The sequence below is a fragment of the Telluria sp. GW821-FHT07G12 genome (assembly GCF_059418525.1).
In genome coordinates, this window is record NZ_JBWKQA010000004.1 from 73,019 (window position 1) to 90,864 (window position 17,846).

Annotated in this window: 21 protein-coding genes; 5 read left to right on the forward strand and 16 right to left on the reverse strand. The window is 66.2% G+C overall.

The window, feature by feature from the left end:
* Positions 1-5: 5 nt before the first annotated feature.
* The 13 genes from gspD to gpmA form a co-directional block, all read right to left on the reverse strand.
* Positions 6-2,321: a type II secretion system secretin GspD gene (gene gspD / locus AC07PE_RS16115; protein ID WP_498766200.1), complete on the reverse strand. Its 2,316-nt coding sequence runs from the start codon at positions 2,319-2,321 to the stop codon at positions 6-8.
* Positions 2,321-3,094 carry a type II secretion system protein N gene (gspN, locus tag AC07PE_RS16120; protein ID WP_498766202.1) on the reverse strand — a complete coding sequence of 258 codons (774 nt, stop codon included), beginning with the start codon at positions 3,092-3,094 and terminating at the stop codon, positions 2,321-2,323. Before gspN ends, gspD begins: the two co-directional genes overlap by 1 nt.
* Positions 3,091-3,609 carry a type II secretion system protein M gene (locus AC07PE_RS16125; RefSeq protein WP_498766204.1) on the reverse strand — a complete coding sequence of 173 codons (519 nt, stop codon included), beginning with the start codon at positions 3,607-3,609 and terminating at the stop codon, positions 3,091-3,093. The genes gspN and AC07PE_RS16125 overlap by 4 nt, the downstream gene beginning before the upstream one ends.
* The gene (gspL, locus tag AC07PE_RS16130; RefSeq protein WP_498766206.1) at positions 3,606-4,817 is read right to left on the reverse strand and encodes a type II secretion system protein GspL; all 1,212 of its coding nucleotides are present in this window, start codon (positions 4,815-4,817) and stop codon (positions 3,606-3,608) included. The genes AC07PE_RS16125 and gspL overlap by 4 nt, the downstream gene beginning before the upstream one ends.
* A gap of 20 nt (positions 4,818-4,837) precedes the next feature.
* Entirely contained in the window at positions 4,838-5,935 is a 1,098-nt protein-coding gene (gspK, locus tag AC07PE_RS16135) for a type II secretion system minor pseudopilin GspK (protein ID WP_498766208.1), read from the reverse strand.
* Positions 5,932-6,609, reverse strand: coding sequence for a PulJ/GspJ family protein (locus AC07PE_RS16140; protein WP_498766210.1), 678 nt, complete (start codon positions 6,607-6,609; stop codon positions 5,932-5,934). The genes gspK and AC07PE_RS16140 overlap by 4 nt, the downstream gene beginning before the upstream one ends.
* The gene (gene gspI, locus AC07PE_RS16145; RefSeq protein ID WP_498766212.1) at positions 6,606-6,995 is read right to left on the reverse strand and encodes a type II secretion system minor pseudopilin GspI; all 390 of its coding nucleotides are present in this window, start codon (positions 6,993-6,995) and stop codon (positions 6,606-6,608) included. The genes AC07PE_RS16140 and gspI overlap by 4 nt, the downstream gene beginning before the upstream one ends.
* Before the next feature lie 8 nt (positions 6,996-7,003).
* Positions 7,004-7,474, reverse strand: coding sequence for a GspH/FimT family pseudopilin (locus AC07PE_RS16150; protein WP_498766214.1), 471 nt, complete (start codon positions 7,472-7,474; stop codon positions 7,004-7,006).
* A gap of 37 nt (positions 7,475-7,511) precedes the next feature.
* Complete coding sequence (gspG, locus tag AC07PE_RS16155; RefSeq protein ID WP_498766216.1) at positions 7,512-7,961, reverse strand: type II secretion system major pseudopilin GspG; 450 nt, start codon at positions 7,959-7,961, stop codon at positions 7,512-7,514.
* A gap of 135 nt (positions 7,962-8,096) precedes the next feature.
* Complete coding sequence (locus tag AC07PE_RS16160) at positions 8,097-8,849, reverse strand: HesA/MoeB/ThiF family protein (RefSeq protein WP_498766218.1); 753 nt, start codon at positions 8,847-8,849, stop codon at positions 8,097-8,099.
* Positions 8,850-8,858: 9 nt separating this feature from the next.
* A complete protein-coding gene (locus AC07PE_RS16165) occupies positions 8,859-10,334 on the reverse strand; it encodes a S41 family peptidase (RefSeq protein WP_498766220.1) in 1,476 nt (491 codons plus the stop codon).
* Positions 10,335-10,342: 8 nt separating this feature from the next.
* Positions 10,343-11,743, reverse strand: coding sequence for a murein hydrolase activator EnvC family protein (locus tag AC07PE_RS16170; protein WP_498767120.1), 1,401 nt, complete (start codon positions 11,741-11,743; stop codon positions 10,343-10,345).
* A 41-nt stretch (positions 11,744-11,784) separates the two neighbouring features.
* Positions 11,785-12,531, reverse strand: coding sequence for a 2,3-diphosphoglycerate-dependent phosphoglycerate mutase (gene gpmA, locus AC07PE_RS16175; protein WP_498766222.1), 747 nt, complete (start codon positions 12,529-12,531; stop codon positions 11,785-11,787).
* Between the two features lie 95 nt (positions 12,532-12,626).
* On the opposite strand from gpmA, the gene AC07PE_RS16180 reads away from it, so the two are divergent.
* From AC07PE_RS16180 to AC07PE_RS16200, 5 genes are all read left to right on the forward strand, one after another.
* Complete coding sequence (locus tag AC07PE_RS16180; RefSeq protein WP_498766224.1) at positions 12,627-13,031, forward strand: rhodanese-like domain-containing protein; 405 nt, start codon at positions 12,627-12,629, stop codon at positions 13,029-13,031.
* Between the two features lie 19 nt (positions 13,032-13,050).
* The gene (gene grxC / locus AC07PE_RS16185) at positions 13,051-13,320 is read left to right on the forward strand and encodes a glutaredoxin 3 (RefSeq protein WP_498766226.1); all 270 of its coding nucleotides are present in this window, start codon (positions 13,051-13,053) and stop codon (positions 13,318-13,320) included.
* Positions 13,321-13,484: 164 nt separating this feature from the next.
* Positions 13,485-13,958, forward strand: coding sequence for a protein-export chaperone SecB (gene secB, locus AC07PE_RS16190; RefSeq protein ID WP_498766228.1), 474 nt, complete (start codon positions 13,485-13,487; stop codon positions 13,956-13,958).
* 112 nt (positions 13,959-14,070) lie between these two features.
* Positions 14,071-14,526, forward strand: a complete 456-nt coding sequence (locus tag AC07PE_RS16195; RefSeq protein ID WP_498766230.1) for an SH3 domain-containing protein — start codon at positions 14,071-14,073, stop codon at positions 14,524-14,526.
* Positions 14,527-14,539: 13 nt separating this feature from the next.
* Positions 14,540-15,571 carry an NAD(P)H-dependent glycerol-3-phosphate dehydrogenase gene (locus AC07PE_RS16200; RefSeq protein WP_498766232.1) on the forward strand — a complete coding sequence of 344 codons (1,032 nt, stop codon included), beginning with the start codon at positions 14,540-14,542 and terminating at the stop codon, positions 15,569-15,571.
* Here AC07PE_RS16200 and AC07PE_RS16205 read toward each other — a convergent pair.
* The 3 genes from AC07PE_RS16205 to AC07PE_RS16215 are packed head-to-tail and all read right to left on the reverse strand — an operon-like array spanning position 15,568 to position 17,839.
* On the reverse strand, positions 15,568-15,939 hold the full coding sequence (locus tag AC07PE_RS16205; RefSeq protein ID WP_498766234.1) for a cupin domain-containing protein: 372 nt from the start codon (positions 15,937-15,939) through the stop codon (positions 15,568-15,570). The two genes, AC07PE_RS16200 and AC07PE_RS16205, sit on opposite strands and share 4 nt — an antisense overlap.
* Before the next feature lie 16 nt (positions 15,940-15,955).
* Positions 15,956-16,648, reverse strand: a complete 693-nt coding sequence (locus tag AC07PE_RS16210) for a DUF2461 domain-containing protein (RefSeq protein ID WP_498766236.1) — start codon at positions 16,646-16,648, stop codon at positions 15,956-15,958.
* A gap of 27 nt (positions 16,649-16,675) precedes the next feature.
* Entirely contained in the window at positions 16,676-17,839 is a 1,164-nt protein-coding gene (locus tag AC07PE_RS16215) for a Do family serine endopeptidase (protein ID WP_498766238.1), read from the reverse strand.
* Positions 17,840-17,846 lie beyond the last annotated feature (7 nt).

Here is a 17,846-nt window from a genome sequence, read left to right on the forward strand (position 1 = left end):
GATCTTCAGTTCTGCGTCGGCGATGCCGGCCGGTATTCGGGCTGGGGCTGCACCGGACGGTATTCCGGCTGCTGGCGCTGGCCCGGCTGAGCCGGTTGCACCGTGCCCGGCCCCGTGGCGGCGCCCGGCCGCGGCGCGACCGGCGCCGGCGGCGGCATCGTGGCCATCGAGCCGCCCGCAGGCGGCTGGCCATTGTTGTTCAAAGGAGGCAGCATCGGCGCGCCAAGATTACGAATCAGGATGGAATCGTCGCTCGGCTGGCTGGTGGCGCCGGCTGCGCGCATGAGCTCGTAGCGGTCCATGGAAATACTGGTGTTCTGTTCCTTGCTGCGCACCACCACGGGACGCAGGAAGACCATCAGGTTGCGCTTGTTACGGGTACGCGACTTGTACTTGAACAGGTTGCCCAGCACCGGGATGTCGCCCAGGCCGCGCACCTTCTGTTCGGTGTCGCCCTCGTCGTCCGAGATCAGGCCGCCCAGCACGATGATCTGGCCGTCGTCGGCCAGCACATTGCTTTCGATGGCGCGCACGGTGGTGATGATGCCCGACGCATTCGTGGTCGAGTCGATGCCCGAGTTCTCATGGTAGATCGAGAGCTTGATCGTACCGCCTTCCGAAATCTGCGGGCGCACTTTCAGCAGCAGGCCCACGTCCTTGCGGTCGACCGTCTGGAACGGGTTGCTGGCGCCGCTGGCGCCGGTCGTGAACGAACCGGTGATGATCGGGATGTTCTGGCCGACCTTGATCGTCGCCAGCTCGTTATCCAGCGTGATCATGTTCGGCGTGGACAAGATGTTGGCGTTCCCCGTATTTTCAAGTGCGCTAGCGATCGCGCCGAGGCCAAGCTGGCCATTGATCTGGCGGAACAGGCCGATCGACAGGCCACCCAGGGTTGGCAGGCTGCTGCCGCCGGTGCTGCCGGTGCTGCCCGAGCCGCTCAGACCGCCAGCCGCCGCTGCAGCCAGGTTGATCAGGTTGTTGTTGGTGCCGTTGGTAAACGACTGCAGGCCGCCGACGCGGTACTTGCTGCTGTCGTCGCCGGTGATGCCGACCCACTGCACGCCGAATTCAGAGGCCTTGTTCGAGGTCACCTCGACCACCAGGGCCTCGATATAGACCTGGGCGCGGCGCACGTCGAGCTGGTCGATGACGCCGCGCAGGTTGCGGTAGACCGCATCCGGCGCCGTGATGATCAGGCTGTTGGTCGAGATGTCGGCCTGGATGAAGCCGGAGCCCTGGCCGCCGCCGGCACCGCCGGCCGTGGCCTGGCCCTGCTGGCTGACAGTGTTGCCGGTACCGCCCATGCCGATGCTGCTCTGCTGGCCCTGCTGGCCGCCGAGCCCACCCGTGCCGCCAGCGGCGCTGGACTGGATCGAGCCGCCGGAGGTGCCCTGCTGCTGCACCGGCACCGCCGAGGCGTCCTGCGACACCACGGCGCGCAGGGTTTGCGCGACCTTGCTGGCGTCGGCGTTCTTCAGGTAGACCACGTGGATATTGCCGAGTTCAGTGGTCGGCTGGTCGAGCTTGGCGATCAGGCTCTTGGCCATGTTCGCCCGCGCCGCCGAGGGAGCGCGCACGATGACGGCATTGGTGCGCGGATCGGCCAGCACGGTGACGCGGCCGGCGTCGCCGCCCGGGCTCGGCTCCATCAGGCGCGTGACCAGCGTGGCGACGTCGCTGGCGATGCCGTTACGGATCGGCACCACGTCGAGGTCGCCGGTCGAGGGCGCATCGAGGGCGGCGATGATCTTCGACAGGCGGCGCAGGTTGTCGGCGTAATCGGTGATGACCAGGCTGTTGTTGCCCGGGTCGGCCATGATGGAATTGTTCGGCGAGATCAGCGGGCGCAGCACCGCGGTCAGGTTGGCCGCCGATTCGTGCTGCAGGCGGTAGACCTGGGTCGCGACCTGGTCGCCGCGCACCTTGGAGCCGCCGACGCCGACCTGGGTCGGCGAGGATTGCAGCTTGGCCTCGGCTTCCGGCACTACCTTCGCATAGCCGTCGCCGGTGACCACCGCATAGCCCTGCAGGCGCAGCGCCGAGGTCAGCAGGGCAAAGGCCTGGGCCTTGCTCAGGGTGCGCTCCGACACCAGGGTCAGCGTCCCTTTGACACGCGGGTCGATGATGAAGGTCATGCCGGTGTAGTGGCCGACCGCCTTGATGACCGATTCCATGTCGGCGTTGACGAAATTCAGTGCGGCGCCATTGCCGTCCTGGGCGAACGCGGGTGCGGGCGGAACCGCGCCGAAAACGGCGCAGCAGAGCATGACACGTGCGGCGATGCGGCGCAGGGCCGGGGTTTGCGGGGTGTTTTTCATTATCTGAACTCTAATGCGATTATGTTCTTGCCGTTCACCATACGCCGTTGTCCCAGCAGGTTGAGCAGGTTGCCCAGCGTGTCTTCATATCCTTCAGCTGCCGACGCCTGGCCCGAGAAGCGCAGACGGCCATTTTGCAGAGTACCACTTCCAGAGAGCAGTAGCGCACCGCGAACGGTTCGCAGCGCCAGGTCGGCCTGCTGTCCGCGCCAATCCATCGCCACTTCATAGCTGCCCAGCGGTTTCACTGGACTCATGCGCGACCCCATGTCAGTCAGCGACAGCACGGTCCGTCCCTGCACCGCCACCGTCTGGCCCTGGCGTGCGATGTCCAGCAGGTTCCAGGACAGCTTGATCGTGCCCGACGGCGCCAGCGTGTTCAGCGGCGCCCCCAGCCCGGCCAGACCCTCGGCCGGCAGCAGCAGTTCGCCGGCGCTGACCTGCCACTGCGACCAGCTGCCGCTGATGCGCACCGGCTGCGCCAGCGCCTTGTCGTTGGCCAGGTCCATGCTCACCTGGCCGAACAGCACCAGCGGCGACAGCCGCCAGCTGAAGCGGCCCGGCAGCAGCGGCGTGACCGATCCGCCCTCGCCCGGGGCGCCGCCCACAAAGGCTGAGCCGCGCCAGAGCGTACCTTGCGCATCTCCCAGAGTCAAACGCCCGCCGGTCTGACGCTCGACCATCGGGCCCAGCCAGGCGGCCGGCAGGAACAGCAGCACCGTGACGGCGACCGCCAGCACGGTCAGCCCGATCCACAGCAGTGCTCGCTTCATTGGGCGGCGCCGGTGTTCTGACGCAGCGTCATGCTGGCGTCGACCTGTCCGGCCACCGGCAAGGCGGTAACGACGGCGTCCTGTACCAGCACACGGTTGGCGCGGCGCTGTTCGTCGAGCCAGGTCGCCAGGTTGGCGAAGGACACGTTATTCAGCTGCAGCTTGATGTATTCGCCCGTCATCGACAGCGATTGCGGCGTCAGGCCACGGCCGCTGAGGCTGGTGCTGACGGTTTCCCGTGTGAGCGGGGTGACCTGGGTGCTCGGCGCGGCGGCCAGCTTGCCCGCTTCCTGGGCCATGGCCTGCAGCTCGGCGGCCTGCTGGCGCAGCTGGGGCAAGGTGCGGCGCAGCTGGGCGCGGCCTTCGACGGCGGGGTCGACCAGGATCATGTACAGCAGCGCCAGCAGCACGACGGCGCCGCCGACGCCCAGGAAACGCCGTTCCTGTTCGGTACGCGCGAGCCACATGGCGGTAGCGCGCTCGCGGTATTGGGCGATGGTGGTGGCGAGACTCATTGCTTGGCTCCTGTGCTGCGGATCACCCAGCTGCCCGGGGCGGCTTCATCGAGGCTCATGTTGCGCTGCGCGAGGGCGCTGCGCAGCTGGCCCGTCAAACCAGGGTCGACGGTATCGGGTTTGACTTTGACCGATAGCGCGCGTTCGCGGTATTCGATTGACGCAATGCCGGGTTGACGTCCGAGCGAACGCGTAGCTTCGCCGAACGCCGACGCCATGTAGGTGAATTCGTCGGGCGCCACTTCACCGGTGCTGGCACGGGCGCGCGCGATGTTCTGGCGCATCTGGGCCACCGGGTCGAGGATGGTGGTCTGGTTCGGGTAGGCCGAGCGGAAGGTCTGGGTCATCGACTGGCGGATGGTGTCGGCTTCGCGCTTCAGGCGCAGCCATTCGACGTTCAGGCCGATCAGGTTGACCGCCAGCACCAGCAGCGCCAGGCGGATCGGCCAGCGCCAGCGGCGCCAGTCGCGCGGCTGGCTGCCGGCGGCGCCGAGGCCGCTCACCAGGTCGAGCGCGGTGGTCTTCGAGCCGGCGATCCAGTGCGCCCAGTCGTCGGCTTCCAGCGTGATGCCGGGCCCGGCTTCCGCAGCAAGGGTCTGGTATTCGCCCAGCTGGGCGGGCGGCACGTACAGCACCAGCGGGGCATCGCCGCTGAAGGCGCGCGCGGTCTGCAGCACCACGGCCGGGACGGCGTCGAGCGCCAGACCGAAGCCCTGGAACAGGCCCTGGCGCAGGGTCAGCTCGGTGCCCTGGATGGCGGCCGAGACGCTGCCCGGCTGCAAGGGCAGGCACAACTGGGCCGGCACGGCACTCACGCTGCGCGCGCCCTGCGCCAGCAGGCTGCGCACGATGGCTTCCAGCCAGTCGCGGTCGACCACGGCGATGGGGCGGCTGTCGTCCGGCTGCTGGGGCGCAGCCACCAGCACGTGGTCGGCCGGGTCGCCCAGGATGTGTTCCTCGACCAGCGCGGGCAAGGCGGACTTCAGGCGCGCGCCTGTGAGTGGCGGGGCCTGCACCTGCAGCAGGTTGACGTCGGCGCCGGCCAGCAGCACCACGACGCGGCGGCTGGTGCCGACCAGGTCGCCCAGGTTGCGTAGCGGACCTTCGCCCTGTTGCTCGATGACGCCGCCGTCATTGACGAGGGCGAAGCGGCTCAGCGCATGCTCGCCTTCCGCACGGGCGGGATGCCGGATATAAAGTGTACTCAAACCGTCTCGCTTTCTATTTTTTAGTACTGGCGGATCCAGACCACTTGTGTGCCGCCACCGGCAATCAGCGTCGGGAAGCGGTGGATCAGCGCTTCGGCATCCAGGGCCGCGCGGTCCAGGCGGATGCGGCTGTTCACCAGGAACCAGTCGCTTCTTACGCCTGCCGCGCCGGGTGTGATCGGCCTGCTTTCTCCGATTTCCGACGAAAAATAATTCATGTCCCGCCAGGCCGCGCGCTGCCGCCGCACGACCAGCGAGTTCGCCTCCGACACCGACATGTTCGGCATCAGCGACGCCAGCACTTCCGCCGGGGCCGTGTTGACGTTCACCGGCGTCACCTCCGGCAGCACGATCACGAAGGGCCGCAGGCGCTCGACCATGGCCGGCGTGAAGCCCGGCACCGTCAGCAGGTCGTCCACCGCCAGGAACTTGATCGGCGAGCCAGCCACGCTGCTGCGCGCCGCGCGCTGCGTCGTCGCCGGCACGCCGCCGGTGCCGCCCGCAGCGCCTCCTGCTCCTGCGCCGCCTGCGCCTCCAGCGCCTGCCGCACCGCCCCCACCACCGCCCGTGCCATCGGGATTCGGCGCCCCACCCTCCGGCACCGGCGCCTCGAGCGGCTGGCCGGCTGCCACGAAGGCGGCGACCCGCCCCGCCAGCTGCTGGTCCATCTGCAGGTTGCGCAGCAGGCGGCCGAACACTTCCGTCTGCTGGGTGTCCACCATGCCCTTGTCGGCGAGATTGCGTAAATTGTAACGCGAGCAGGCGTCGATAATATTACCCGACAAGGTCGCGTCGAAATTTTCTCCTTCGACCCGTTCGCGTTCGATGTATTGGTCGAGCCGGGTTTCGGCCAGCGGCGTGGCCCAGACGTGGTCGAGGGCGGTGAAATCGCGGTGGTCGAGACCGTCCTGGAACAGCACCAGGCTGGCCCAGTCGAGGGCGCCGCGCAGGATCCACTTGGTCTGCAGGTGCAAGCGCTGGTTTTCCATCGAGCGCACCTGCACCTGCTGCTGCCAGAACAGGCTGGCGACGATGGAGATCGCCAGCGTGGTCAGCAGCAACGCGGTGATGACGGCGACGCCGCGTTGGCGTAGTCCCCGCATGCGTGGCCGGCTCATGGTTCCCCCAGCAGGAAAGACTTGGTCATGGGTACTTGCTGCCCCTGCACCTGCAGCGCCACCTGCATGCCGGTGGGCGGCAGCGGCACGGTATTCGGGTCCTGCTGCTGGGCCTGGCCCCCGCCTGCAGCCGCGGCCGCCGCTGCGGCATTACCGGCGGTGGCGGCGCTGGTCGACTGGCGCCATGCCTTGTTCTCCCAGGTCAGGATCTGCATGCCCGCCACCCCGGTCTGCAGCGCGACGGCGCCGCTGGTGTCGGTGTCGCTGACCGCGGCCTGCCACAGGCCGTCGAGCTGGACCAGGTCGCGCACGCCTGGCGACTCGCGCCGCACCAGGGTGCCGTTGACGATACGGTAGGCCACCACCTGCAGGCGCGAGGGCTGGTTTTCGGTAAACACCTCGCGCACCAGGGTGAAGCGGTCGGTACCCGTCAGCAGATACGGGCGGCGGTCGAGCACGTCGCGTCCGGCGATGTGCTCGCAGTCGCTCTGCATCTGCGCAAAGGCCAGCTGCATGCCGCGCGTGGTTTCCATCTGGTTCGTGAGGGCCACGCGCGCGCGGATGATGCCGTCCAGTCCGCGCCAGCCGAGCACGGCGACGATCGCGAGAATGCTGATCGCCACCAGCAACTCCACCAGGGTAAAACCGCCTTGTCGCATCGGCTTGGAAGTCATAGACGCGGCCTCAGCACGAGTTGGACCAGTTTGACGATGCGGCGGTTCGGATTTTCGATGTCGAAAACCGAGACTTCGACGCGGCGCAAACGTGGGTTCGGACTGGAGAACACTTCTTCCTGGCAGACCAGGTGCAGGTCGCCCTGCGGGCAATCGAAGCCGCGCTTGCCGATTTCCGGGAATTCCTTGCCCAGGCGGATCTGCACGAGGCGGTTCTCGGCCGACCAGGTCGCCATCATCGAGGTCCGCAGGCCGCTGCTGTTGGCGGTCAGGCTGCCGACCGCGCGCAGGCCGGCGCCGAGCGCCGTGCCGACGATGACCAGGGCCACCAGCACCTCGAGCAGCGTGAATCCACGTGAGCGCAATATCGACGTGCTGCGGTTCATGGCGGCCTTCATTCGACGGTGAAATGGCCGACGCCATCGGCGCGGATGGCGACGCGGTTGCCGCCGGTCGCCAGGACCAGCACGAAGGGCTTGTCGACCGGCTCGCGGCCGAAGGTGATGCGCAGCGGATTCACGGTGCCGGCGCTGGCCGGATCCAGCAGCAGGGTCAGCGGGCCGTTCTTGAAGTCGCGCTCGCGCAGCAGATCGTCGCCGCGAATCAGGTCCCAGCGCGTCTCGTTGCGGACCAGGAAGTGGTAGCGTTCGGGCGTGGCCTCGAAGGTGACCGGGCGGTTGCGCACGATCGCTTCGTCACGGGCCAGCTGCAGCAGCAGGGTCAGGCGCTGGGCTTCGGCCTGCAGGTCCTGCTGCGGGTTGGGCATGGCGTTGAGCGAGGCCAGCCCCAGCGTGATGCCGATGATGACCATCACGACCATGATCTCCACGAGCGTGAAGCCGCGGGTACGCGCGTGCTTGATCATCGGGCTTGATTCTCCTCAGACTGCTGGAGGACTCCGCTTATTTGTCCCAGGAGCCGACGTCGGCATCCTCGCCGGCGCCGCCCGGCTGGCCATCCGCGCCCAGCGAGAACACATCGATTTCGCCATGCAGACCAGGCTGCAGGTATTGGTAGTTGTTGCCCCACGGGTCTTTCGGCAGCTTTTCGACGTAGCCGCCTTCTTTCCAGCCGTTGGCGGCCGGGCCGGTGGTCGGCTTCTGCACCAGCGCGGTCAGGCCCTGTTCGGTGGTCGGATAGCGCTGGTTGTCCAGTTTATACAGCTTGAGCGCCTGCATCAGGGTCGCGATGTCGGTCTTGGCGGCGGTCACGCGCGCCTCGCCGGTACGGCCCAGCAGCTTGGGCACGACCAGCATGCCGAGAATGCCGATAATGACCACGACGACCATGATCTCGACGAGGGTGAAACCGCTCTGGCGGCGCCGCTGCATACGATGCGAAATGTTCTGCATAAAATAATGATGGTTGGTGGTCGAAAGAGTCGAAATAATCGAACTAGTATAAGGCCGAATTGTGTAAAACCGTCACTCGGAAGACTTTCCAATTGTAAGCCAGGGAGAAGGCTACCAGAATGCCTGCCGGAATCGCTAGTTGCGCGCGCTGCAGACCGGGCAGGCATGGTTGCGCCCGACCTGCATCTCGGTCCATTCCATGCGGCGGCCATCGAGCAGCAGGAGGCGCCCGACCAGCGGCTGGCCGCAGCCGGCCAGCAGTTTGAGGGCTTCGGCGGCCTGCACGGCGCCGATCACGCCGACCAACGGCGCGAACACGCCCATGGTGCTGCAGGCCACGTCTTCGAAGCGGCTGTCCTCGGGGAACAGGCAGGCATAGCAGGGCGAGGCCGGGTCGCGCACGTCGAACACCGAGACCTGGCCGTCGAAGCGGATCACGGCGCCGGCCACCAGCGGCACGCGCGCCGCCACGCAGGCGCGATTGACGGCCTGGCGGGTGGCGAAGTTGTCGCTGCAGTCGAGTACGACATCGTTGTCGGCGACCAGTTCGCGCAGGCGCTCGCCGGAAACCCGCTCGCGCAGGGCAATGACCTCGATCTCGGGATTGATCTGGATCAATGCCTCGCGGCCGGACTCGACCTTGGGCTGGCCGATACGGGCCGTGGTGTGCATGACCTGGCGCTGCAGATTGGTGAGATCGACCTCGTCGTCGTCGACCAGGGTGATGCGCCCGGCACCGCTGGCGGCCAGGTAAAGGGAAGCGGGCGAGCCGAGACCGCCGGCGCCGACGATCAGGACGCGGGCCGCCAGCACCCGTTCCTGCCCTTCGATGCCGACTTCGTCGAGCAGGATGTGGCGCGAGTAGCGCAGCAGCTGGCGGTCATCCATCCTGGCGGATCACTTCTTCGGGCTGCCCTTCACCTCGGGCGGCTTCTGCTCGGTGCCCGGCAGCTTGGCCGGGGCCGGCGCGTCGTCGAGCGGGTCGGCCTTGGCCAGTTTCACGGGCAGGCCCTTGAAGTGGTTGATGGCCTGGGCCAGCTGGAAGTCGTCCTTGCCGCCGAACTCGGGCGCCTTGCCGCTTTTGAGGATGGCCAGCGCGCGCTGCTCTTCCTCGAGCTCGTCGCGCTTGGCGCTGACTGCGTTCGGCTTGGCTTCGCCCTCGTTCGACAGATGGCGTTCGAGGTCGGCTTCGCGCACGCGCAGCGCGTTCAGGCCATCGCCTTCCGGGGTTTCGTCGACTTTCAGGTCGGGAACGATGCCCAGCGCCTGGATCGAGCGCCCCTTCGGCGTGTAGTAGCGTGCCGTCGTGAGCTTGACGGCGGTGTTCTCGGTCAGCTGGCGCAGGGTCTGCACCGAGCCCTTGCCGAAGGTCTGGCTGCCCATCACGATGGCGCGCTTGTAGTCCTGCAGGGCGCCGGCCACGATTTCGGAGGCCGAGGCCGAGCCGGTATTCACCAGCACCACCATCGGCACGGTCTTGAGGGCCGCCGGCAGCTTGGCCAGCGGATCGACGCCCGGCCTGGCGTAATAGTCGCGGCGGCCGTAGAAGGTGGTATTCGATTCCGGCAATTGTCCCTTGGTCGAGACGATCACTTCGTTCTGCGGCAGGAAGGCGCTCGAGACCCCGATCGCGCTCGGCAGCAGGCCGCCCGGATCGTTGCGCAGGTCGAGCACCAGGCCCTTGATGTTCGGGTTCTGGGCGTACAGTTCCTTGACCTTGGCTGCAAGCTCATCGACGGTCTCTTCCTGGAACTGGCTGATCCGCAGCCAGGCATAACCCGGCTCGACCAATTTGGCCTTGACGCTCGCGACGCGGATCTCTTCGCGCTCGACCGGCACCACCCAGGGCGTATCGGCGCCACGGCGGGCAATGGTCAGCATCACCTTGCTGTGCGGCTCGCCGCGCATGCGCGAGATGGCGTCGTCCAGGGTCAGGCCCTTGACCGGCACGTTGTCGATGCGGGTGATCAGGTCGCCGGCCTTGATGCCGGCGCGGAAGGCGGGCGTGTCCTCGATCGGCGAGACGATTTTCACGTAGCCGTCTTCCATCGCCACCTCGACGCCGACGCCGACGAATTTGCCCTGCACGGATTCGCGCATCTCGGCGAAATCCTTTTCGTCGAGGTAGACCGAGTGCGGGTCGAGCGAGGCGACCATGCCGGCGATCGCATCCGACAGCAGCTTCTTGTCCGCTACCGGCTCGACGTAGTCGCTCTTGATCAGGCCGTAGACGTCGGCCAGCTGGCGCAGCTCGTCAAGCGGCAGCGGCGCTTCCGCGTTCTTTTGCGCCATCGCCGAGAACTGGACCGAGGCCGCCACGCCGGCCACCATGCCGATGCCGACCAGACCGAGATTCTTGAGTTTGTTGCCCATTGCTGTTCCTAGAATTTGACCCAGCCGGCCGGATCGATCGGTTTGCCCAGATGCCTGAGTTCGAAGTATAGACCCGATTCTCCGTTACCGCCGCTGCTGCCCGCACTGGCGATGACCTCGCCGGCCTTGACCGAATCGCCCACGTGTTTGATGAGGGTTTCGTTGAAACCGTAGATGGACAGGTACTCGCCGCCGTGGTTGACGATGATCATGTTGCCCCAGCCGCGCATCCATGCCGCATGCACGATCCGGCCCGGGCCGATGGCGCGCACGTCGGTCCCTTCCGGGGCCTTGATGAACATGCCCTTCCACACCGGGCCGTCGGCGCGCTTGGCGCCGAAGCGGGCGGCGATGGTGCCGGAGATCGGCGCCATCAGGCGGCCGCGCAGGCTCTCGAAGGTGCCGCTCGGCAGGTCGGCGGCCAGGGCGGTGTCGGCTGACCTCGGCGCCGGCTTCGTTTCCGCCGGCTGCTCGGCCACCTGCGGTTCTTCTTCCTTGACCGGTGGCGGCGGTTTGTACGGCTTGCCGGCCTTGGCCGCTTCGCGCGCCAGGCGTTCGCGTTCGGCCTGCTGTTCCTTGGCGCGGGCCAGGGCGCGCGCCTTGGCTTCCGCTTGCGCCTTGGCACGTGCGGCGGCGAGTTCTTGTTGGCGCTTGCGCTCTTTCTCGGCAGCGATTTCCTGTTCGCGGATCAGTTTCGTCAGGCGATCCACCAGGCCGCTCATGCGCTGGGCATCCTGCTCCAGCTTGTTGGCTTCCTTGCGCTGGGTCACCAGCTTGCTGGACAGACTGGCGACCAGCGAGGCGTGTTTGGCCTTTTCTTTTTCCAGCAGCGCCTTCTGGTCGCGCTGCTCCTGGGCGATTTCTTCGAGTTCGTCTTTGGCGTTCTGGGTCTCGGCCTGGTTGGCCTCGACCGCCGCCAGGTTGGTGCGCAGCGAGCTCAGGAGTTTGGCCTGGGCCTGCGACACATAGGCCATCATCTGCAGGTCGCGGTTGATGCGGTTCGGGTTGTCGCCCGACAGCAGCAGCTTGATGCGGTCTTCATTCCCCGCCACGTATTGTTCGCGCAACAGCTTGGACAGCTGCCGCTTTTGGGAGGCGATGGTCTGTACCAGGCGCTCCTGCTGGGAGGCGAGATCCTGCAGTTTGGTATTCGTTGCCGCCTGCTCGCCGGCCAGTTCGCGCAACGAGCGGTTGGCGTCCGAGATCGCTTCTTCCGACTCGGCCAGCTCGTCGGCCGCGTCTTCCTTTTCGCTCTCGGTACGGCTGATGTCCTTCTTCAGCGCATTCAGCTTTTGCTGGATGCCGGCGCGCTGGGCTTCGGCTTCGGCCTTCTGCTTGCTGCGCGCGGTCTGGCGCGGCGCGGCATGCGCTGCCCCGATGGACAGAGCACAGGCCAGCAGGCCGCACAGCAGCGTACTGCCGGCGGACTTCAATGCAGGGAATGGCAAGGTTACTTCGCCTTCCCTTGGTTGGCCACGGCAGCCATCGCGGCCGCGATCGCTTCCTGGTCGCCCAGGTAGTAATGGCGGATCGGCTTCAGGTTCTCGTCCAGTTCGTACACCAGCGGGGTGCCGTTCGGGATGTTGAGGCCGACGATGTCGGTGTCGCTGATGTTGTCGAGCATCTTGATGACGGCGCGCAGGCTGTTGCCGTGGGCCGAGATCAGGATCTTCTTGCCGGCGCGGATGGCCGGCGCTATTTCTTCATCCCAGGCCGGCATCACGCGCGCCACGGTGTCCTTCAGGCATTCGGTCAGTGGAATCTGGCTCTTGTCGAGGCCAGCGTAGCGCGGGTCCTTGAACGAGGTGCGCGGGTCGTTCTCTTCCAGCGCCGGCGGCGGGGTGTCGTAGCTGCGGCGCCAGACCAGCACCTGCTCGTCGCCGAACTTGGCGGCGGTCTCGCCCTTGTCCAGGCCCTGCAGGGCGCCGTAGTGGCGCTCGTTCAGGCGCCAGTCGTTCTTGACCGGCAGCCACATCATGTCCATCTCGTCCATGGCCAGCCACAGGGTGCGGATGGCGCGCTTGAGCACCGAGGTATAGGCCAGGTCGAAGGTGAAGCCGGCTTCGCGCAGCAGGCGGCCGGCGGTCTTCGCCTCGTTGACGCCCTTCTCGGTCAGGTCGACGTCGGTCCAGCCGGTGAAGCGGTTTTCGAGGTTCCAGGTGGACTCGCCGTGGCGCATGAATACGATTTTGTACATAAGCTCTTCGGATCGGATAAAAGTGGGAAGGAATGCGGATTCAGCTTCTATTTTATAATGCGACGATTCAATTCAGTTCAACCGACGGAAACTTCGTGAAATTCATCCTAGACCATATCTTTGTTGTAGCGATCGCCGTGATTTCCGGAGGCGCCCTGCTGTGGCCGGCGCTGGCCCCGCGCGGCCGCCGCGCTTCCGCACTCCAGGCGACCCAGATGATGAACCGCGGCAAAGCCACGGCCGTGATCGACGTGCGCAGCAGCGACGAGTTCGCCGCGGGCCACCTGCGCGACGCAAAAAACATTCCGCTGGCAGACTTGGCCAATCGCATTGGCGAGTTGGACAAGGCCAAAACCAAGACCGTGATCGTGGTGTGCCAGAGCGGCGCCCGCGCCGACAAGGCGGTACGCCAGTTCCAGGCAGCCGGCTTCGAAGATGTCTACGCACTGGAAGGCGGCTTGGCGGCCTGGACGGCTGCCGGCCTGCCCGTGACCAAATAATCGTACGAAAGGATTGCTTATGACTGCCCATGTCGTTCTCTACCACACTGCAAGCTGCCCCTACTGCGTGCGCGCCGAGCGCCTGCTGGAAGCCAAGGGCGTGACCGACATCGAACGCATCCGCGTCGACCTCGACCCGGAACAGCGCGCGATCATGATGCAGCGCACCGGCCGCCGCACCGTGCCGCAGATCTACGTGGGCGAGACCCACGTCGGCGGCTTCGACGACCTGTACGCGCTCGATCAGGCCGGCCGCCTGGACCCGCTGCTGAAGGGCGACGCCGCCTGATTTTCGGCCCGAACACGGCGCAAATGCCACGGAAAAGCCAGTAAACCGCAGGGGCGTCGGCAATGCTATTGCAACCGAATTGGTTTTGATACAATTGCCGATGCCTTGATATTCAAGCATGCGGCAGCCTTTGCTGTCCCTTACATACAAACTGAAAGCGTTCCATGGCTGACGAAAATCTGCAACCCGTGTTCCAAATCCAGCGTATCTACCTGAAAGATATGTCGCTGGAACAACCGAATTCCCCGGCAGTCTTCCTCGAGCAGGAAGCACCGACCATCGAGGTCTCGCTGGACGTCGGCGCTGAAGGTATCGCCGATGGCATCTACGAATCGACCGTGACCATCACCGTGACCGCCAAGGTCAAGGACAAGGTCGCTTTCCTGGTCGAAGGCAAGCAGGCTGGCATCTTCGAAGCCCGCAACATCCCGGCTGACCAGATGGATCCGCTGCTGGGCATCGGCTGCCCTAACATCATCTACCCGTACCTGCGCGCGAACATCGCCGACCTGATCACCCGTGCCGGCTTCCCGCCTGTGCACCTGGCCGAGATCAACTTCGAAGTGTTCTACCAGCAGCGTCGCCAGGCACTGGCCGAGCAGGCTGCCACCGCCGGCACCCCGGCAGGTAACCAGTAATTCGTTGTTCCGGGCGTTTTGGCCGGTCCCTCGCGGGCAGGCCGGAACGCCTTGCTGTTCTCTTTCTGCCTTTCGGCGCGTGTCGCGCAGTCGTTCCTCCCAAAGGCCTGTCATGCTCTCCGCTCCATTCCGTCGACATTTCATCGCAGGCAGCATCCTCTTGCTGGCCACCTGCACTGCATTCGCGTTCGATTTCAAGACGGTGGGCCCGCGTTCCGTGATCCTGTACGACGCCCCGTCCGCCAAGGGCGGCAAGCTGTTCATCGCGCCGAGCGGCATGCCGGTCGAGGTCATGCTCAGCTATGGCGAATGGGTCAAGGTGCGCGACGCCAGCGGCGACCTGGCCTGGACCGAAGCACGCGGCCTGTCCGCCAAACGCAACGTGATCGTGCGCGCGGCCGGGGCCAAGGTGCGCGCCGCACCGGAAGAGAATGCCGCCGTCCTGATGACGGCCGATAAGAACGTCCTGCTCGAACTGGTCGATCCCGAAGCCGGCCCGTGGGTGCGCGTGCGCCACCGCGACGGCATCAGCGGCTACGTCAAGGCAGCCGACGTCTGGGGCATCTAAGCCCGCTCACTCCATGCACGAAGCCAAACAACCCCAACCCATCACTGTCCTCGGCGCCGGCGCCTGGGGCACGGCGGTCGCGATCGCGCTGGCCGCCCGCCACGACGTCCTGCTGTGGGGCCGCAACCCCGAGCAGATGGCCGCCACCGAAGCGGCGCGCGACAACGTGACTTACCTGCCGGGCCATCCGCTGCCGCCCGCCTTGCGCGTGTCGGCCGATTTCGAGGCTGCCCTCGCCCACGTTTCCGCGGCCGCGCCCGGCACCACGCCGCTATTGATCGCGGCCTGCCCGGTGGCCGGCCTGCGCCCGCTGCTCGAGCAATTGAAGGGCCGGAACATCCCGAACATCGTCTGGCTCTGCAAAGGTTTTGAGTACGGCACCGGCCTGCTGCCGCACCAGGTGGTGCGCGATGTGCTCGGCGATACCGTTGCCGGCGCGGCCCTGTCCGGCCCCTCCTTCGCCCAGGAAGTGGCGCGCGGCCTGCCCTGCGGGCTGACCGTGGCCTCGAATAATGCCGAGCTGCGCGAGCGCGTCGTCTCGCTGGTGCATGGCGGCAGCGTGCGCGTGTACGCCTGCGACGACATAATCGGCGTGGAAGTCGGCGGCGCCGTGAAGAACATCCTGGCCATCGCCACCGGCGCGGCCGACGGCCTCGGCCTCGGCCTGAATGCCCGCGCTGCGCTCATCACGCGCGGCCTGGCCGAGATCACCCGCCTGGGCGTCACGCTCGGCGCCCAGGCCAGCACCTTCATGGGCCTGACCGGGATGGGCGACCTGATCCTGACCTGCACCGGCGATCTGTCGCGCAACCGCCGCGTCGGCCTGGCGCTGGCCCAGGGCAAGCAGCTCGACACCATCGTCCGCGAACTCGGCCACGTGGCCGAAGGAGTGCCCTGCGCGAAGGCGGTGCGCGAACTGGCGGCCAAGCTCGGCGTGGACATGCCGATCACGAATGCCGTGGCCGGCGTGCTGTTCGACGGGAAGTCGGTGCAGGAGACCGTGGATCGGCTGCTGGCGCGCGATCCACGCAATGAATTAGCTTAAGCGTTCGATTCGCGGCGCGTCGGGCCGCCGCTGTTGTCGCCGGGGTGCAGCAGGATGGTCATCAGGGCCACGGCATCCTGGTTGGCGCGGATCGCGTGCGGTTCGCCGCCGGCCAGGTAGACCAGTTCGTTCGGGCGCAGGATGGTGGTGCGGCCGTGGGCGTCGAAGGCGATTTCTCCCTCCAGGCACAGCAGTGTCATCTCGCCCTCGACCCAGTGCTCGGGCATCGGCTTTTCTTTCGGCAGCACCAGCCGGATCAGCTCCATGTGGTCGGTCTTGATCAGCGCGATCGAGGTGAAGTTCGCGATGTCGTCTTCACCGCGCTCGAGCGCGATGCATTCGCCGGATCGTGCATGCTGCAAGGCCATGATGTTCTCTCCTTAATTACTCTGTTTCTTCGAATACCTGCGGCACCCCGCGCAGCCAGTTCACCAGCGCGGTGGCGTCCTTGAATCCTTGCGCGAGCTGGGGCACCAGCTTTTCCGGGGCATTGATGTCGACCGGTTGCTCGATCCACACGAAATAGCTCTTCAGTTTGAGATATTCGACCAGCGGGTGGTTCGGATTGAAGCCTTTCGGCGGACGCTGCAATTTGTCTTCCGGATTCAGGTCGCCGTAGGTCTCGCGCAGATGTTTATTCTTCAACATTTTGCTGAAGCCTGTCGCATCGTTGACCACGTGTTCGCGAATCGCCTTCAATCTCGCCGCCGGCGGCAGGTATTCGCCGGCGCCGAACAGCAGGGTGCCGTTGGCCTCGATGTGGAAGTAATAGGTCGGGCCGCCGGCCGCGCTGGGACGGCGTTTATCTCCGGGCGCAATGCCGGCCGAAAAGTGGGTTTTATACGGCGTCTTGTCGTGCGAAAAGCGGGTGTCGCGCTGGAAGCGGAACATGGCCTTCTTCGGATTGCAGCCTGCCACCTGGCGGTCGAATGTCGAGATTTCCTTGATCAGCTCCGTCACCGTTTCCTCGAATTCGGTACGGAGGATGTCGTAGCGGGGCTTGTTCCAGAGGAACCAGGGGCGGGTGTTGTTGTCCTTGAGTTCGGTGAGGAATTGCGTCAGGTCGCGCAGGTGCATGGGTGCTCGTTGAAAGTAAAAAAATAATCAGGGAGTCTGGCGCGGGCGGCGGCCGACCGTGACGTCGAGGATCGCCTGGCGGTTCTTGCGCATGACCGTCATTTTCGATTTGCCGCCCGGCGCCAGGTCGGCGATCAGGTTCAGCATGTCATTGGTACTCGAGACTTTCTTGCCGTCCACCGACAGCAGGATGTCGCCCGGGCGCATGCCGGCGCGGTCGGCCGGACCGCCGCGCACCACGCCGGCGATGATGGCGCCGCTGTCGCGCGCGAGGCCGAAGCTGTCGGCCAGTTCCGGCGTGATGTCCTGGGATTCGATGCCGATCCAGCCGCGCACCACCTGGCCATGCTTGACGATGGAATCCAGCACGCTTTTCGCCGTCGAGACGGGGATGGCAAAACCGATGCCGACCGAGCCGCCGGTCTGCGAATAGATCGCCGAATTAATCCCGAGCAGGTTGCCGCGGGTATCGACCAGGGCGCCGCCCGAGTTGCCGAAGTTGATCGCGGCATCGGTCTGGATAAAATTCTCGAAATGGTTGATGTGCAGGTTGTTGCGGCCCAGGGCGGAGATGATGCCGAGGGTGACGGTCTGCCCCACCCCGAACGGGTTGCCGATTGCCAGCACTACGTCGCCGACCCGCGCTTCGTTGGGGTCGCCCAGCACGATCACCGGCAGTTTATCCGCCTTGATGCGGATCACGGCCAGGTCCGTCTCCGGATCGGTGCCGACGATGCTGGCGGCGGCTTTGCGCCCGTCCGCCAGGCCGACCTCGATCTCGTCGGCGCCCTCGACCACGTGGTAATTGGTCAGGATGTAGCCGTCGGCGCTGACGATCACGCCCGAGCCCAGGCTGGCCATCTGCTCCTGCGGCGGCAGCTTGTCGCCGAAGAAGCGCTTGAAGAAGGGATCCTTCAGCAGCGGATGGGTTTCCCGTAAGGCCTTGCTGGTGAGGATGTTGACGACCGCCGGCATCGCGCGGCCGGCTGCCTCGCGGTAGCTGCCGGGCGTCGGCATCCCGGATGCTTGCAGCACCGGCACCGCACGGCCCGGGCCGCCGATGCCGACCTGGACCGGCGCCTGGCCCCGCGTCAGCGACGCCAGCCAGTCCGGGCGCAGGGCCGCGATCACGGCGTAGATGCCGAGGGCGATCGTGACGGTCTGCGCGAACAGGAGCCAGAAGCGCCGCATGACAGGA

Coding starts and splice junctions, on each gene's coding strand:
- gspD (WP_498766200.1), bottom strand. CDS start 2,321: ATGAAAAACACCCCGCAAACCCCGGCCCTGCGCCGCATCGCCGCACGT.
- AC07PE_RS16165 (WP_498766220.1), bottom strand. CDS start 10,334: ATGGGCAACAAACTCAAGAATCTCGGTCTGGTCGGCATCGGCATGGTG.
- gspG (WP_498766216.1), bottom strand. CDS start 7,961: ATGCAGAACATTTCGCATCGTATGCAGCGGCGCCGCCAGAGCGGTTTC.
- gspK (WP_498766208.1), bottom strand. CDS start 5,935: ATGAGCCGGCCACGCATGCGGGGACTACGCCAACGCGGCGTCGCCGTC.
- AC07PE_RS16200 (WP_498766232.1), top strand. CDS start 14,540: ATGCACGAAGCCAAACAACCCCAACCCATCACTGTCCTCGGCGCCGGC.
- AC07PE_RS16195 (WP_498766230.1), top strand. CDS start 14,071: ATGCTCTCCGCTCCATTCCGTCGACATTTCATCGCAGGCAGCATCCTC.
- AC07PE_RS16125 (WP_498766204.1), bottom strand. CDS start 3,609: ATGAGTCTCGCCACCACCATCGCCCAATACCGCGAGCGCGCTACCGCC.
- AC07PE_RS16140 (WP_498766210.1), bottom strand. CDS start 6,609: ATGACTTCCAAGCCGATGCGACAAGGCGGTTTTACCCTGGTGGAGTTG.
- AC07PE_RS16210 (WP_498766236.1), bottom strand. CDS start 16,648: ATGCACCTGCGCGACCTGACGCAATTCCTCACCGAACTCAAGGACAAC.
- grxC (WP_498766226.1), top strand. CDS start 13,051: ATGACTGCCCATGTCGTTCTCTACCACACTGCAAGCTGCCCCTACTGC.
- AC07PE_RS16205 (WP_498766234.1), bottom strand. CDS start 15,939: ATGGCCTTGCAGCATGCACGATCCGGCGAATGCATCGCGCTCGAGCGC.
- secB (WP_498766228.1), top strand. CDS start 13,485: ATGGCTGACGAAAATCTGCAACCCGTGTTCCAAATCCAGCGTATCTAC.
- gspN (WP_498766202.1), bottom strand. CDS start 3,094: ATGAAGCGAGCACTGCTGTGGATCGGGCTGACCGTGCTGGCGGTCGCC.
- gpmA (WP_498766222.1), bottom strand. CDS start 12,531: ATGTACAAAATCGTATTCATGCGCCACGGCGAGTCCACCTGGAACCTC.
- AC07PE_RS16215 (WP_498766238.1), bottom strand. CDS start 17,839: ATGCGGCGCTTCTGGCTCCTGTTCGCGCAGACCGTCACGATCGCCCTC.
- AC07PE_RS16160 (WP_498766218.1), bottom strand. CDS start 8,849: ATGGATGACCGCCAGCTGCTGCGCTACTCGCGCCACATCCTGCTCGAC.
- AC07PE_RS16150 (WP_498766214.1), bottom strand. CDS start 7,474: ATGATCAAGCACGCGCGTACCCGCGGCTTCACGCTCGTGGAGATCATG.
- gspI (WP_498766212.1), bottom strand. CDS start 6,995: ATGAACCGCAGCACGTCGATATTGCGCTCACGTGGATTCACGCTGCTC.